The organism is Enterocloster bolteae, from assembly GCF_002234575.2.
GTDB classification, from domain to species: domain Bacteria; phylum Bacillota; class Clostridia; order Lachnospirales; family Lachnospiraceae; genus Enterocloster; species Enterocloster bolteae.
Genome location: NZ_CP022464.2, coordinates 1,331,500 through 1,346,628, shown reverse-complemented (window position 1 = coordinate 1,346,628; position 15,129 = coordinate 1,331,500). Strand labels below are relative to the sequence as shown.

The window sequence follows — 15,129 nt, the reverse complement described above, 5'->3', positions numbered from 1 at the left end:
CCTTTTTTATTGTACATTTTTTAAGTCATCCGTTTTCATAACAACACATGACCGTTTTCTCAGATAATGCAGTGCTCTTAAAGGGCCTAAAAGCCAATCGTATGTTTCAGTTTCTGGACCCTTTCACACCAATTTCCAACATTCCAGTCCCCAAAAGAACCAAGGCCGGACAGCTCGTCTCTGCCGTAATATACGGGGACATGCACCAGGGACAGACCATCATGCTCATATGCCTGGCTTAATGCTTTTTCAAGTTCCTCGGCCGTAGCTCCGCCATAGAATCCCTTCACCCCTTTGACTGCTTCTGCCATTTGAACGTAATCTACTATAACTGAATCATCGGTCTTATACTCTACGTCATATTGAGAGTGCTGCAGACTGGTAATAGCCCCCATACGCCGGTTATCAAACAAAACAATCATGCCTCTGAGTCCATGCTGAACCCCGTCAATTAATATCTGGGGATTCATCATAAAGCTTCCGTCACCGGTAAAGGCCACAGGGTAATCTTTTCCTCCTGCCAGTGCAAAAGCAAGCATGGAGGATACTGCAAATCCCATATAGGATGAGCCTGTGTCTGTTATTGTTTGTCCCGGTTTTTCATCTGTTACAATCTGGAACCCGTTTGCCTGAACATCCCCCGCGTCAAATATTTTTACGCAGCCATGCATATCCGCAAAGTCCACTGCCTTTTTGATGGCTGCTGGCTCTGTCAGAATGGACTCTCCCCTCTTTTCATCCACCAAGACAGGATTGTCATATCTTCGCTGCTTATAGGTCTCCCACTCCATTCTCTTATCCGTACATTCTTTCAGCCACTCAGGGTCAGATGTTTTATTTTCAGTTTTTTTCAGCAGCTCAATTATTTTTAAGAGTACTTCTTCTGCATCACCCTGTATGCGCACAGAATTATTATATTGGGCCAGGTCATCGTAATCGCAATTGATATTTATAATTTTCTTAGCCTTACGAAACGAGGTTCCTGAACTGTCCCATTGACAAACGCCTCTTGCTCCAATGGCAATCATTAAATCACATTCGTTCATAGCGTAATTTCCGCATATTGAACCCTTGGAACCGCCAACACTCATATTGCGCTTTTTTGAATATGGATATAAGCCCGGTACCTGCGGTCCGTGTACATATACAGCATCTGTCAGTTCTAAAAATTCCTCCAGTACTTCGGCCGTGACATCTGCTGCTCCGCCTCCAACTTTGACTGTAATCCTGGACGAATCGAGGATAGCCTCCAGTGCGGCGTTGAAAACGCTCATATCTGTGCTTATAACTTTTGACTCCTCTGATTTTTCAGTAAACTCAAGCAGATTGCAGCTTTCCATTAATTTGGGCTGGATATTCATGGGAAGAAGCATGTAAAATGGTGTACGTTTTGCTCTACCATGGACTGCCGCATCTCCTCTTTTCAACGCTGTAAACACTGCTTCCGGCGTATGCAGCGAATATGCAGGCCCAAATGTTGACAGGAGCCGCAGAAACAGTTCCTGCTCCCTTTTGGGGATTTGCTGCATGTTAGGCCCTTCACTGTGGCTGGTTTCATCACCCATCAAATAATAGACGCCAAGGCCATTGGCCAACGGAACCAGCGATCCGGCAGCGGCCTGTAAGGCACCCGGTCCAATGGAAGTAAAAACCGCCGGAACCTCATTATATTTCCATCTGAGCATTGCCGCCACATGGGAAGCTTCTACTTCGTTCCGGACATTAACCGTCTTAACAGCACTTTCTTCTTCATATATACGCAGCACTTCACCGACATCAGTCATTCCATGACCGAAAATACCCACAAAGGTCTTCACACCCTGATTTATTAACCCTAACACAACTGCCTCGCTGAGGCTGATGTCCTGAAATTGTTCCAGGCTGCCCGCTTCCACAGCTTTACGAATTGTGCCGTGTGTTTTAATCTCTTTCGCACGTTTTCTTCTCTGTTCCATCATTTCATTCATAATTATTCCTCTATATCCTTCTTAATTTCATGTGCTTCCATCTTCCCCGCCTCTTTCTAGACATTTGCTTCCATTTAAACTTACTTCCTCCTTCTGGTAATCAGTTCGGTTAAAATTACCGCTTTCTTGGATTTGATTATATCATAACGAGAATATGTTACAATACACAATCAGGAACTCGATTGCGCATTATGCAACCACGGGTAATTTTGTCTTTTTTCAACAAATAAACAAGGTATTTATAGTCATATTTGCCAAAGTAGTGTTAATGTAAGATATATGTTATAATGAGAGAAATCCATATGGGGTGGGGAATTCGATCCAAAACTGTTGGGGAAATCGATAGATAACATAAAAAATATTGATGCCGGAATTGATACCGGCAAGGATTCTTATAGGAGCGATAAAATGATACAATCTCTTGATCGAGCAATGACAATTCTGTCAATTCTTGAACAGAAAAACACGGCAAGCGTTACAGAAATTGCGGAAGAATTAGGTGTAAATAAAAGCACTGTCTCCCGGTTAATGGAGACTCTGAAAAAACATGATATGGTGCAGGCAGATCCTGCAACAAAAAAGTATGGCCTGGGCTTTAAAATCTTATATTTGGGAGAAGGCGTAAAACGTAATATTAATATCATAACAATTGCCCGTCCCTTTTTGACAAAGCTTTATGATGAACTGGATGAAAGTGTACATTTATGTGCCTTCAATAACGATGCAGCCTATGTAGTAGATCAAGTCCAGTCAAATAAGGTATATAACCTGTCCGCTACTGTCGGCATGGCGGAGCCGCTGCATAGTTCCTCTGTCGGAAAATGCATCCTTGCTTTCCGCGCCCCTTTCGCTGCTGTGCGTTTGTTAAAGGACTACCCCCTGACAGCTTATACTCCGAAAACAATTACAGACATGGACATTCTGATGGAACAGCTGGCAATCATACGCAGCCAGGGCTATGCAGTGGACGACGAAGAGATAGCTTTAGGCGTCAGATGTATCGCCGCCCCTATTTATGATTATCGCGGCGAAGTAAATTACAGTCTGGGCGTCTCAGGAACAACCAACAATATAAAACCAGCTGCCATGGACCGGTATCTCTCAGCACTGCTGTCTGCCAGCAGCCAAATCAGTTCTGCGCTGGGTTATAAATGCGGCAGACAACGCCCGGAAGTTCAACCACCCGTTCCGTATGGAGATAGCGGCCGGGAAGAATAAAACGGCTGAGAGTACAGAAAAGCGGGCTCCGAAGAGTCCGCCATCCATGGTATGCCGCATTTATCAACTGTTTTTATCCCCTTTATTGTTTCTGTCATGGTAAATGTAATTGCCCGTTACATATGCAGGGGTTAGACAGAAATAAGGACGACAACTAACTCAAATGAAACCCTCAGGAATTGCAGTCCTGAGGTTTTCCCTTTGTGCTTCAAATAGATATAATCTCTTTTGGCTGTTTATATTATATCAAGCACCGATTACAAAATTACTTAATAGTTTGTAATAAACCATAATGTTACTTATTGTTCAACGCCGCCTGTGCTGCTGCCAGACGTGCAATCGGAACACGGAATGGTGAGCAGGATACATAGTTCAGTCCAATCTTATGGCAGAACTCTACGGATGAAGGATCGCCGCCGTGCTCGCCGCAGATACCGCACTTAAGGTCTGCCTTTGTGGAGCGTCCCTTCTCAACAGCCATCTTAACCAGCTGTCCAACGCCTTCCTGATCCAGCCTTGCAAATGGGTCAGACTCGTAAATCTTAGCCTTGTAGTAGGAATCCAGGAACTTGCCGGCATCGTCACGTGAGAAGCCGAAGGTCATCTGTGTAAGGTCATTGGTTCCGAATGAGAAGAAGTCTGCCTCTTCTGCAACCTTGTCAGCAGTCAGGGCTGCCCTCGGAATCTCAATCATGGTACCGATGTGGTACTGGATATCGGAGTTCTTCTCCTTCTTAACCAGTTCAGCAATCTCAACCACTACGTCCTTAACGTACTTAAGCTCTTTCTTCTCGCCAACCAATGGAATCATAATCTCAGGAACAATGTCATATCCGCACTCTTCCTTAATCTCGATTGCAGCTTCCATGACAGCCCTTGTCTGCATCTTGGCAATCTCCGGATAGGTAACAGCCAGACGGCATCCGCGGTGGCCCATCATTGGGTTGAACTCATGAAGTTCTGCACACTTGGCTTTAACATCCTCAACCGTCATTCCCATATCATCAGCCAGTGCCTTGATGTCATCCGGATCGGTAGGAACAAACTCATGCAGAGGCGGATCCAGGTAACGAACGGTCATAGGTCTTCCCTCCAGAGCCTTGTACATGGCCTTGAAGTCGCCCTTCTGGAATGGAATCAGCTCGTTTAATGCTTCTTCTCTCTGCGCAACTGTCTCGGACAGAATCATCTTACGAATCTTCGGAATTCTCTCTGCGTCAAAGAACATATGCTCTGTACGGCAGAGACCGATGCCCTCAGCACCCAGCTTAACTGCGTTCAGGGTGTCGGCAGGGGTATCAGCGTTGGTGCGTACACGCAGGGTCCTGAACTGGTCAGCCCACTCCATGATGCGCTCAAAGTTACCGCTTACAGTAGCTTCCTGTGTAGCGATGTCACCCTTGTAGATCTTTCCTGTAGAACCATCCAGGGAAATGTAATCTCCCTCATGGAATGTATGTCCGCCAAGTTCAAATACCTTAGCTTCTTCGTCAATCTTAATCTCGCCGCAGCCGGATACACAGCAGGTACCCATGCCGCGTGCAACAACTGCTGCATGGCTGGTCATACCGCCGCGGACAGTCAGGATACCCTGCGCAGCGTGCATACCCTCAATATCCTCTGGGGATGTCTCCAGACGAACCAGGATAACTCTCTCGCCTCTGCCGCCCTTGCCGGCATCCTTAGCCTCGTCAGCTGTAAAGTATACCTTACCAGCTGCAGCGCCAGGAGATGCAGGAAGCGCGCTTCCGATTACTTCGCCGGCCTTCAGTGCTTCCGGTACAAAGGTTGGATGCAGCAGCTGGTCTAAAGACTTAGCCTCGATTCTGCATACAGCCTCTTCTGGTGTAATCATGCCCTCATCTACTAAATCGCAGGCAATCTGGATGGCTGCCGGAGCAGTCCTCTTGCCGTTACGTGTCTGTAAGAAGTACAGCTTGCCTTCCTCAATGGTAAACTCCATATCCTGCATATCCCGGAAATGGTTCTCCAGCTTCATAGCCAGATCCATAAATTCCTTATAGCACTCCGGAAGGTCCTCTGCCAGCTTGGAGATTGGCTGTGGTGTACGTACACCTGCAACCACGTCTTCACCCTGTGCATTAATCAGGTACTCACCGTAAATTCCCTTTGCGCCGGTGGATGGGTTACGTGTAAACGCAACACCTGTACCGGAGGTCTCGCCCTTATTTCCGAATACCATGGTCTGAACATTAACAGCAGTACCCCAGTCGCCGGGGATATCGTTCATACGGCGGTATACGATGGCACGTGGGTTGTCCCAGGAACGGAACACAGCCTTAACAGCGCCCATCAGCTGCTCGGTAGGATCCTGCGGGAAATCCTCGCCGTTCATAGCTTCCTTGTAAACAGCCTTGAATTTTGCTGCCAGTTCTTTCAAATCATCAGCAGTCAGATCTGTATCAAAATGTACGCCCTTTGCTTCTTTCATCTCGTCGATGATTTTCTCGAAGTAGGACTTTGGAACTTCCATAACAACGTCAGAATACATCTGGATGAATCTGCGGTAGGAATCGTAAGCAAATCTTGGGTTGCCGGTTTTCTTTGCAAATCCCTCAACTGCAACGTCGTTTAATCCCAGGTTCAGGATTGTATCCATCATACCAGGCATGGACGCCCGTGCGCCGGAACGTACGGAAACCAGTAACGGATCCTCTGTATCGCCGAACTTCTTGCCATTGATACCTTCCAGCCAGGTAATTGCCTCAAAAATCTGGTCCTGAATTTCCTGTGAAATCTGCTTGCCACAGTTATAATATTCGGTACAAGCCTCTGTTGTAACAGTAAATCCCTGTGGAATGGGCATTCCCAGGTTTGTCATTTCTGCTAAGTTGCAGCCCTTGCCGCCAAGAAGGTTTCTCATTGCCGCACTGCCTTCGTGGAACTTATAAACCCATTTTGCCATAAGTTAATTCCTCCTCATGTTCTTGTAGACTGGCATTCTACGCTCTGTTTTTTGCCTTTCATTTCTGAACGGAACAAATATATATGTCTTGTCCGTCCACCTCGTTCATTATATCACAAAGATTTCGCGAGTAAAGAGTTTTTCCGTGAAAATTTGTTAAATTTTAAGGTAAAATCGCTGTAAGCACTTTCATTTTCTGTCATTATCACATATGCGTTATTTAATCGTATATGCGAACTTTCGGTGTTGTATGTACATAACTTTGCGAATAACCCTGAATCCGTCAAAAGCCCAGCCCGGTTCATTTCCGTCTCATTTATGTAAGCTCTTCCAATATTCGGGAGCAAATGGATGGACCGAAACCATATAGCCAAAGCAAAATCCCGTGTACTGGCATACACGGGATTTTGCTTTGTGTCCAAATGGACATACTTAACTTCCTGGCTAAGATTATTTTACACCAAATCAAGTGTCATGTTAATATTATACCTTAAACCGGTAGCACATAAGCTGTCCCTGGTTTAACCGTGCCTAAAGTTTTATACCTCTTTATCCCTTGTTATCTCTAGGAACTTTCCACATCTTACCTTTTCTTTCCCTCTTACTTTTTTCTAGCCGTGTTGCTTTCGGTAGTATTTGTGGTAGTACAGGAGTTTCATACTACCATGAGGAAAAGTAATGTTATCATCCTTCTTGTTCCATAGACATCTCCATCTGTATAAGATATAATGAATATGCTGTCGACTCTTTCCAGCAGGAAGGAGGTGTCTGCATGGAACTCTTAACTACTTTCATATTTTCTGTCATGGCAAGTGTAGCTGGCTACTACATATGCAAATGGGTAGACAGAAAACATAAAGACAGCTAACCTAAAAAGAAATCCCGTGTACTGGCATACACGGGATTTCGCTTTGTGTCTACATGGTCTTAACTACTTTCTTAGCTATCTTTATATTACACTAAATTTAGTGTTATGTCAATATCACACCTTAAACCGGTACCCAACCCCCCATATCGTCTCAATATACTGCGGTTTGGCCGTGTTAAACTCTATCTTCTCGCGAATCTTCTTAATATGCACCGTTACAGTGGCAATGTCCCCAATGGACTCCATATCCCATATCTTGCTGAACAGCTCCTCTTTGGTAAACACATGGTTCGGGTTCTGGGCAAGGAAGGTCAGAAGGTCAAATTCCTTTGTGGTAAAGGTTTTCTCCTCCCCGTTGACCCACACGCGCCGGGCTGTCTTATCTATTTTCAGGCCGCGGATTTCAATCAGCTCATTGGCCGGCTGCCCGCTGCCAATAAGGCGCTCATACCTGGCCATGTGCGCCTTCACCCTGGCCACCATCTCGCTTGGGCTGAATGGCTTGGTGATATAATCGTCTGCTCCCAGTCCCAGACCGCGGATTTTGTCAATATCCTCTTTTTTGGCCGAAACCATAATGATGGGCGTGTTCTTTACTTCCCGTACTCTCTTACATATCTCAAATCCATCTGTACCGGGCAGCATCAGATCCAGAATCAAAAGATCATAGTCTTCCTTCAGCGCCTTATCCAGACCGGAACTTCCGTCATTTTCAATCTCTACCTCAAAGCCGGACAGCTCCAGATAATCCTTCTCTAACTCTGCTATGCTCTCCTCATCTTCCACGATTAGAATCTTGCTCATCCTGTAAAACCTCCTGATATTTTCTTAGAACAAAATGTATCTCTGTTCCGATTCCTTCCTTGCTGGTGGCCCATATACGTCCCCCGTGGTCCTCCACAATCTTGCGCACGATGGATAAACCTATACCGCTTCCTCCCTGGGCTGAATTGCGGGAGGAATCCGTGCGGTAGAACCGGTCAAAAATATTGGGCAGGTCCTTTGCTGCTATGCCTTTTCCATTATCTTCTATTTCAACCTGGATAAAATCGCCTACGTCCTTTATCCTAATATTGATAATGCCCTTTTTCTTATCCAGATATTTTACGGAATTACTGATGATATTATTGATGACACGCTTCATCTGCTCTGCATCGGCAATGATGACCACGTCTTCATCCACATAATTGAAATATCCCAGCTCAATCCCCCTGGCTTCCATATCCAGGCCAACCTCCTCCACGCAGTCCCGGAAATACTGGGCCACGTTGATCTTGCTGAAGGTATAGGGAATCTTATTTGTATCAATTTTGGAATAAAAGGTCAGCTCGTCAATCAGCCTGTCCATATCATTAGACTTATTGTATATGGTACGGATGTATTTGTCCAGCTTTTCCGGCGAAGACGCCACACCGTCCAGTATGCCTTCCACGTATCCCTTGATAGCCGTAATCGGTGTTTTCAAATCGTGGGAAATATTGCTGATCAGTTCCTTATTATCCTTGTCATACTGTATCTTGTCCTCCGCGTTCTCCTTAAGCCGGATACGCATTTCCTCAAAATCCTGGCACAGCTGGCCTATCTCATCATCCGCGTCCACATCCAGTGTGAATTCCAGGTTTCCGTCGCGAATCTTCTTCGTGGCCTCCTGAAGCTTGTTCAGCGGACTGAGAATGGAACGGTATACCCAGTATGTCAGCACAATGCCCGCAAACACCAGAATAGTGACACCCAGTATCAGCATCTCCCTTATCATGGATTTTACTTCCGGTATCAGGTCATCCACATTGGAAATAATAAAAGCGCTTCCTTCCTGGCCGTCCGGAAAGGTGAAATCCATCTGCTTGATCAGGTGCTGGCTCTCGCCGTCCAGATAAATGCCGCCCTGTAAGTCTCCCTTCATCATATCAAACCTGGGCAGCTGGGCGCATATGGCCTCCCCTGCGGCTTTATTGCTGTCACCGCAGTACAGAATGGTATCGCCTTTTCGCACAATCAGATATGCATAATGGCTTTTCAGTTCAGCGTTGACCTTATCCAGATATGATAAATCGTTGTAGAGCCCCGGATCGTTGTCCAGTGTATTCCTGATGTCCTCCTGGGAGCGCTTGGTAATACGGTTAAATATCTGCATGGAATTGCCTGAGAACAGATCCACCTGCTCCGTAAGTCCGTACTCCTTGGTGAAGGACCTGGTCTGATAATTGCTGAGTGCAAGAACCAGCAGATAAAACAGCAGCATGGGAACAATGGTTATGGTTAAAAACGCCACCGCAAGACGGGTCCTCAGTTTCATAAGCCCCATCCTCCTTTGTCATGATACGGTCTGACATTATGAGTACTGCATCGTATAAGCTTCCTATACAATGCAGTACTCGCTTCCGTCCGAAAACAAAGACAGTCTGTCATCCGTTATTGCTAGTATATCACAATAACTAATTTTCGTTTATAAAAGGTTTCTAAATTTTATGAACAAAAGTCCTGTTTTTCCTTGTTTCCTCCCGGATTTCTGATATAATGATAATATTGTCCTTATAAAGCAAGGACCAAAAGGACGAATGATTGGGGTTGTATTTTATGATAGGATTTTACAGCTACACGGTTGTATTGACATATTTGGGACTGGCTTCCGCAGCCATGGGCATGATTCTCACCTTCCAGGGGTTTGCAAAATACGCTTTGTTCTGTCTTGCGTTCTCCGGCCTGTGCGACATGTTTGACGGCAAGGTGGCCCGTCTGAAAAAAGACCGCACGGAAGATGAAAAGCGCTTCGGAATCCAGATTGATTCTCTCTGTGATGTGGTCTGTTTCGGGGCTTTTCCCATGATACTGTGCTATTCCATCGGTATGCGGGGACCGGCAGGCATCTCCATACTGGTATTCTATCTGATTGCAGGTGTCATCCGCCTGGCATTTTTTAATGTCATGGAAGAAAAACGGCAGGATGAGACAGATGAAGCCCGCAAGTACTACCAGGGACTTCCCATCACCTCCATAGCCATTATTCTGCCTCTGTTCTGCACCCTGCGCCCTCTGCTGGGCCACAGATTCCTGTCAGAGCTTCACATCTGCATCCTCACCGTGGGTCTGCTGTTCATCATTAATTTCCCGCTGCGCAAACCCGGCTGGAAAATGCTGACCCTTCTGGTCGCCATTGTATCCTGTGCACTGATTAAGATATATTTCTTCTGATAATAAAGAAAGGTGTGATTCCATGCAATATGCAGACAGAACCGGCCGTTCCCTGGGCGGCAGCACCCTCCAGGACCGTTTCCTGGAGAATCTATATGCCAGCTTTCTGGGACGTATGCTCATAAAACCGCTGGTCCATCCGGCTTTTTCCAAAATCTGCGGCGTTTTTCTGGACTCGCCACTGTCAGCGCCCATCATTCCCGGCTTTATGAAGTCTGCCGGTATCTGCGCCGAGGACTGCGAAACACCGGCCGGCGGAAGGTACCGCTCATTTAATGCCTTCTTTACCCGCAGAATGCTGCCGGAGGCAAGGCCTTTCGACGCCAGGGACCATATATTGTGCAGCCCCTGCGACGGGTTTGCAAGCGTTTATCCCATCCACAATAACATGCGTATCACCATCAAGCACACCCAATATACGCTGGAGCAGCTTTTAAGGGACTCCGGCCTGGCTGCCCGCTACGCCGGCGGCACCGCCCTTCTCTTAAGGCTCACTGTATCAGATTACCACCGCTATGCCTATGTGGACCGCGGACGGCGCTCCTCTTACCGCAGGATTCCCGGCGTGCTCCACACAGTCAATCCGGCAGCCGCCAGCCGCCGTCCTGTCTACAAAGAAAACTCCAGGGAGTATTCCCTGCTGCGCACCGGTTCCTTCGGCACAGTGCTGATGATGGAGATAGGGGCTCTTATGGTGGGGAAAATTGTAAATCACCACAAAGCTTATACCAGCATTGATGTGTTCCGCGGTCAGGAAAAGGGCTACTTTGCCTTTGGCGGCTCCTCCATCCTGCTGCTCTTCCAGCCCGGCACCGTTGCCATTGACAGAGATATCATGCGCAACACTGCCCTGGATGTGGAAACCAGGGTACGGATGGGTGAAGCCATCGGCCAGGCAATGACAGCAAATGAAATGAATCCAAACGAAATGAATCCAAACGAAATGAACTCAATTAAATGATCCCAATTAAATGTTCCCAATTTAAATCTTCCCAGCACAAAACCTCCGCAGTTCCTTCCCGGAACCGCGGAGGTTTTTCTTCTGCATTTCCATGCAGTGTCCTTTTATCTTCTAAAACATAAACTTCTCAGCAAAGTAGTCCTTAAGATCAGCAATCGGAACCCTTACCTGCTCCATGGTATCCCTGTCGCGGACTGTTACTGCATGGTCTTCTTCTGAGTCAAAGTCATAGGTAATACAGAATGGAGTTCCGATTTCATCCTGTCTCCTGTATCTCTTACCGATATTGCCCCTGTCGTCAAACTCGCAGTTGAAATACTTGGAAAGCTCGGTGTAAATCTTTTCAGCACCTTCATTCAGTTTCTTGGACAAAGGAAGCACACCCACCTTTACAGGAGCAATGGCCGGATGGAAGTGAAGGACAGTCCTTACATCGCCTTCCCCGATTTCCTCTTCATCATAAGCAGCGCACAGGAATGCCAGCGTCACGCGGTCAGCTCCCAGTGAGGGCTCGATAACATAAGGAATGTATCTCTCCTTTGTCTCATCGTCAAAGTAGGACATATCCTGTCCGGACACCTTCTGGTGCTGGCTTAAGTCATAGTCAGTCCTGTCTGCAATGCCCCAAAGCTCGCCCCAGCCAAACGGGAACAGATACTCCAGGTCTGTGGTAGCCTTGCTGTAGAAGCTCAGCTCCTCAGGAGAGTGGTCCCTGGCCCTCAGCTCATCATCCTTGATTCCTAATGACCTTAACCAGTTGATGCAGAATTCCTTCCAGTAAGCAAACCACTCCAGGTCTGTGTCAGGCTTGCAGAAGAATTCCAGCTCCATCTGCTCAAACTCCCTGGTACGGAATGTAAAGTTTCCGGGCGTAATCTCGTTGCGGAAGGACTTGCCGATCTGGCCGATGCCGAATGGCACCTTCTTCCTGGAAGTTCTCTGTACATTCTTAAAGTTAACGAAAATACCCTGGGCAGTCTCAGGACGCAGGTAAACCGTGCTCTTGGCATCCTCTGTTACACCCTGGAATGTCTTGAACATCAGGTTAAACTGGCGGATATCCGTGAAGTCATGGGCGCCGCAGCTTGGACAGCAGATATTGTTGTCATCAATGTACTGCTTCATCTGCTCCTGTGACCAGCCGTCAACAGAGCCTTCCATCTGGATTCCATGGGCGTCGTTATAATCCTCAATCAGTTTGTCTGCGCGGAATCTCTCTTTACACTGCTTACAGTCCATCAGAGGGTCAGAGAATCCGCCCAGATGTCCGCTGGCAATCCATGTCTGGGAATTCATCAAAATAGCACAGTCAACGCCTACGTTGTAGGGGCTCTCCATGATGAACTTCTGCCACCAGGCTCTCTTTACATTATTTTTCAATTCCACACCCAGGTTGCCATAATCCCAGGTATTGGCCAGGCCGCCGTAAATCTCAGAACCTGGATACACAAAGCCCCTGTTCTTGGCCAATGCCACGATTTTCTCCATTGTCTTTTCCATATCTGCATCCTCTCTTCTTAATAATTATAGATTTAATATAAATTAAATTATAAGAATTACTTTAATATGATGTAACTGGTTCCCTCTCCGGAAGTCTGCACCCGGTTGGAATCCTTCAGGACGCAGCCCTCGCTTACATACTGGATTTTTTTCTCCGTCACAATGACGCCCTGTCCCGCAGCCTTGACCACCATGCTCTGTCCGTCCTTAAGAGCTGTCTCCTGGTCCACCGCCTTCCCCTTCTCATCCTGAAAGGAAACCTCCGCAAGTTCACCGGACATGGCTGCCACCCTGCCTGTATCCAGTTGGGTGAACGGCACATTATAATCTCCAATCTCCTGGGCAAATTCAATGAGACGGCCCGGAGCGTCGTATTCCGTAACCAATGTGGCTGTTCCGTTCCCCATGCTGGCTGAAACAATGGCCACCGGAAGTTTCTCAGAGCCTTCCGCATTCTCATAGGAAGCAGCCTTACCCAGTCCGCTGTTAAAATCAATGATTTTCTGTCCGGCCGAGTTCTTTAGTTCGTCCTCCGTATAACTGCCCTGCTGGTAAGTCTCCACCGAAGCCCACCTGACACTGCCGTCGCCTGCCACGTAGACGCTGTTCTCAGTGGGGGCTTCGGCTCCCCCCATGCCTATCCTGGAGCATCCCGTAACCACCGCAGCAGCCGCTGCCAGCAGCAGAATCCCCTTCACAATCTTCTTCATAAATATTCCTTCCTCATACTTCTTTGCCGCCGTACCGGGCATATGGACATATTATATCCTCTGAATGCCATAATTTCAAGCCTTATGACGGATTTTATGCTGTCAGGGTTTCCAAAATTTCCAGGGAACGGAACTCATGGCGCACAAAATACCGTCTGCTTTTTTCCACAACAGACTCAAATTCCTTCAGCACTTCTTCCTTCAGCGCAAATTGATAAAGGGATTCCGACGGTGAGCAGATAACATACTCCCAGGCATAATGACAGGAATCAGAGACCGGAACCGGAGGGTCCTGGGTATATTCCCCGTTGATTACCATACTCTTAAGCTCGAAAACCCTGCGCACCAGCCGGTTGGGAAGGGCCGGACGCAAAAGAGCTCTGAGGGACTGGTACAGGAGCTTTAACAGTTCTGTGCCGTCCAGATTTTCCTGGGCGAAATAAGCTGCGGTTTCCAGAAAATAGGAGCCATAGCAGGCTGCCTCCATGTCCGTGGACAGCCCGTCAAAATAATTGGTAATCTGGGCTGACTGGAGATTGTAGGCATTCCTGCCTTCATAAAGGTTAAAATTGCCAAAACAAAAAGGCCTGCTGGCCGCCATCAGAGGATTGCCCGGTTTTCTGGCGCCATGGGAGAAGGCCGTAATCTTCCCCCTCTCCCTTGTGAGCAGCACCAGACGCCGGTCAAAATCCCCGGAGGGAGCCGAAAGGAGAACCATCCCAGTTAATGTTACTGTCTCTCTCATTTCCAGTTTCTTCCTCCTCTCAGCATTTCCATCAGACCCTTGTCAAATCTCTGTGGTTTTTCCACCGTCAGCGTTGTAAAACCAACAGTTATCAATATTAATGTGTGAGATTTTTTCTCAAATTTCTTTTTGATTGTAGCCGTAGTTCTTCATATACAGCTCGCTGTCCCGCCATTCCTTTCTTACCTTAACCCACAGCTGCAGGTTCACCTGTGTGTCCATCATGCTTTCAATCTCTTTCCTGGCCTCTATGCCGATGCGTTTCAGCATGCTGCCGCCCTTTCCGATAATGATGCCCTTGTGAGATTCTCTCTCACATACAATACTGGCCTCAATATCAATCAGGCCGCCCTTGCGCTCCTTCATCTTCTCAATGGTCACCGCAATGCCATGGGGAATCTCGTCGTCCAGAAGGCGCAGCGCTTTCTCGCGGATAAGCTCAGCAGCAATCTGGCGCATAGGCTGATCCGTCACCGTGTCCTCATCATAGAACTGCGGGCCGTAAGGCAGGTATTTGAAAATCAGCTCAGTCAGCAGATCCGTATTCTTATCCTTCAATGCAGAGAGAGGTACGATTTCCGCAAAATCGCAGACATCCTTGTAGGCCGCAATAAAGGTAAGAATTTCATCCTGGTTCTTTACCGTATCAATCTTGTTGATTACCAGAATGATTGGGGTTTTTACATTCTTAAGCTGCTCCGCTATATGGCGCTCGCCTGCGCCGATGAAGGTGGCAGGCTCCACCAGCCAGAGAATCACATCCACTTCCTTCAGAGTGTGCTCAGCCACGTTCACCATATATTGGCCCAGCTTATTCTTGGCCTTATGGATGCCAGGGGTGTCTAAGAAGATAATCTGGCCCCTGTCATCTGTGTACACGGTCTGTATCCTGTTTCTGGTTGTCTGGGGCTTATCAGAGGTAATTGCAATTTTCTGTCCAATCAAGTGGTTCATCAGAGTGGACTTTCCCACATTGGGACGTCCAATCAACGTAACAAAGCCCGATTTCTTCTGTATATTCTCTTCCATTTAATTCTCTCTT

Annotated in this window: 11 protein-coding genes; 3 read left to right on the top strand and 8 right to left on the bottom strand. The window is 47.2% G+C overall.

Going from position 1 to position 15,129, the window contains the following annotated elements:
- Window positions 1–86 precede the first annotated feature (86 nt).
- On the bottom strand, window positions 87–1,967 hold the full coding sequence (locus CGC65_RS06255; protein ID WP_002567777.1) for a thiamine pyrophosphate-dependent enzyme: 1,881 nt from the start codon (window positions 1,965–1,967) through the stop codon (window positions 87–89).
- A 408-nt stretch (window positions 1,968–2,375) separates the two neighbouring features.
- On the opposite strand from CGC65_RS06255, the gene CGC65_RS06250 reads away from it, so the two are divergent.
- Window positions 2,376–3,185 (top strand): IclR family transcriptional regulator, encoded by an 810-nt coding sequence (locus tag CGC65_RS06250; protein ID WP_002567778.1) that lies wholly within the window; start codon window positions 2,376–2,378, stop codon window positions 3,183–3,185.
- Between the two features lie 295 nt (window positions 3,186–3,480).
- Here CGC65_RS06250 and ppdK read toward each other — a convergent pair whose 3' ends face one another.
- The 3 genes from ppdK to CGC65_RS06235 all read right to left on the bottom strand — a co-directional run bounded on the left by ppdK (window position 3,481) and on the right by CGC65_RS06235 (window position 9,275).
- Window positions 3,481–6,111, bottom strand: a complete 2,631-nt coding sequence (ppdK, locus tag CGC65_RS06245) for a pyruvate, phosphate dikinase (RefSeq protein ID WP_002567779.1) — start codon at window positions 6,109–6,111, stop codon at window positions 3,481–3,483.
- Window positions 6,112–7,093: 982 nt separating this feature from the next.
- Entirely contained in the window at window positions 7,094–7,783 is a 690-nt protein-coding gene (locus CGC65_RS06240; RefSeq protein WP_002567780.1) for a response regulator transcription factor, read from the bottom strand.
- On the bottom strand, window positions 7,755–9,275 hold the full coding sequence (locus CGC65_RS06235) for a sensor histidine kinase (protein WP_002567781.1): 1,521 nt from the start codon (window positions 9,273–9,275) through the stop codon (window positions 7,755–7,757). Before CGC65_RS06235 ends, CGC65_RS06240 begins: the two co-directional genes overlap by 29 nt.
- Before the next feature lie 266 nt (window positions 9,276–9,541).
- Here CGC65_RS06235 and CGC65_RS06230 point away from each other — a divergent pair, with 266 nt between their 5' ends.
- On the top strand, window positions 9,542–10,171 hold the full coding sequence (locus CGC65_RS06230; RefSeq protein WP_002567782.1) for a CDP-alcohol phosphatidyltransferase family protein: 630 nt from the start codon (window positions 9,542–9,544) through the stop codon (window positions 10,169–10,171).
- A 22-nt stretch (window positions 10,172–10,193) separates the two neighbouring features.
- Entirely contained in the window at window positions 10,194–11,132 is a 939-nt protein-coding gene (locus CGC65_RS06225) for a phosphatidylserine decarboxylase (RefSeq protein WP_002567783.1), read from the top strand.
- Between the two features lie 111 nt (window positions 11,133–11,243).
- On the opposite strand, the gene CGC65_RS06220 is transcribed toward CGC65_RS06225, so the two are convergent.
- The 4 genes from CGC65_RS06220 to era form a co-directional block, all read right to left on the bottom strand.
- Window positions 11,244–12,632 (bottom strand): glycine--tRNA ligase, encoded by a 1,389-nt coding sequence (locus CGC65_RS06220; protein ID WP_002567784.1) that lies wholly within the window; start codon window positions 12,630–12,632, stop codon window positions 11,244–11,246.
- Window positions 12,633–12,688: 56 nt separating this feature from the next.
- Window positions 12,689–13,342, bottom strand: coding sequence for a hypothetical protein (locus CGC65_RS06215; RefSeq protein ID WP_156703654.1), 654 nt, complete (start codon window positions 13,340–13,342; stop codon window positions 12,689–12,691).
- Between the two features lie 94 nt (window positions 13,343–13,436).
- Window positions 13,437–14,087 carry a DNA repair protein RecO gene (recO, locus tag CGC65_RS06210; RefSeq protein ID WP_002567786.1) on the bottom strand — a complete coding sequence of 217 codons (651 nt, stop codon included), beginning with the start codon at window positions 14,085–14,087 and terminating at the stop codon, window positions 13,437–13,439.
- Between the two features lie 117 nt (window positions 14,088–14,204).
- Complete coding sequence (gene era, locus CGC65_RS06205; RefSeq protein ID WP_002567787.1) at window positions 14,205–15,116, bottom strand: GTPase Era; 912 nt, start codon at window positions 15,114–15,116, stop codon at window positions 14,205–14,207.
- Window positions 15,117–15,129 lie beyond the last annotated feature (13 nt).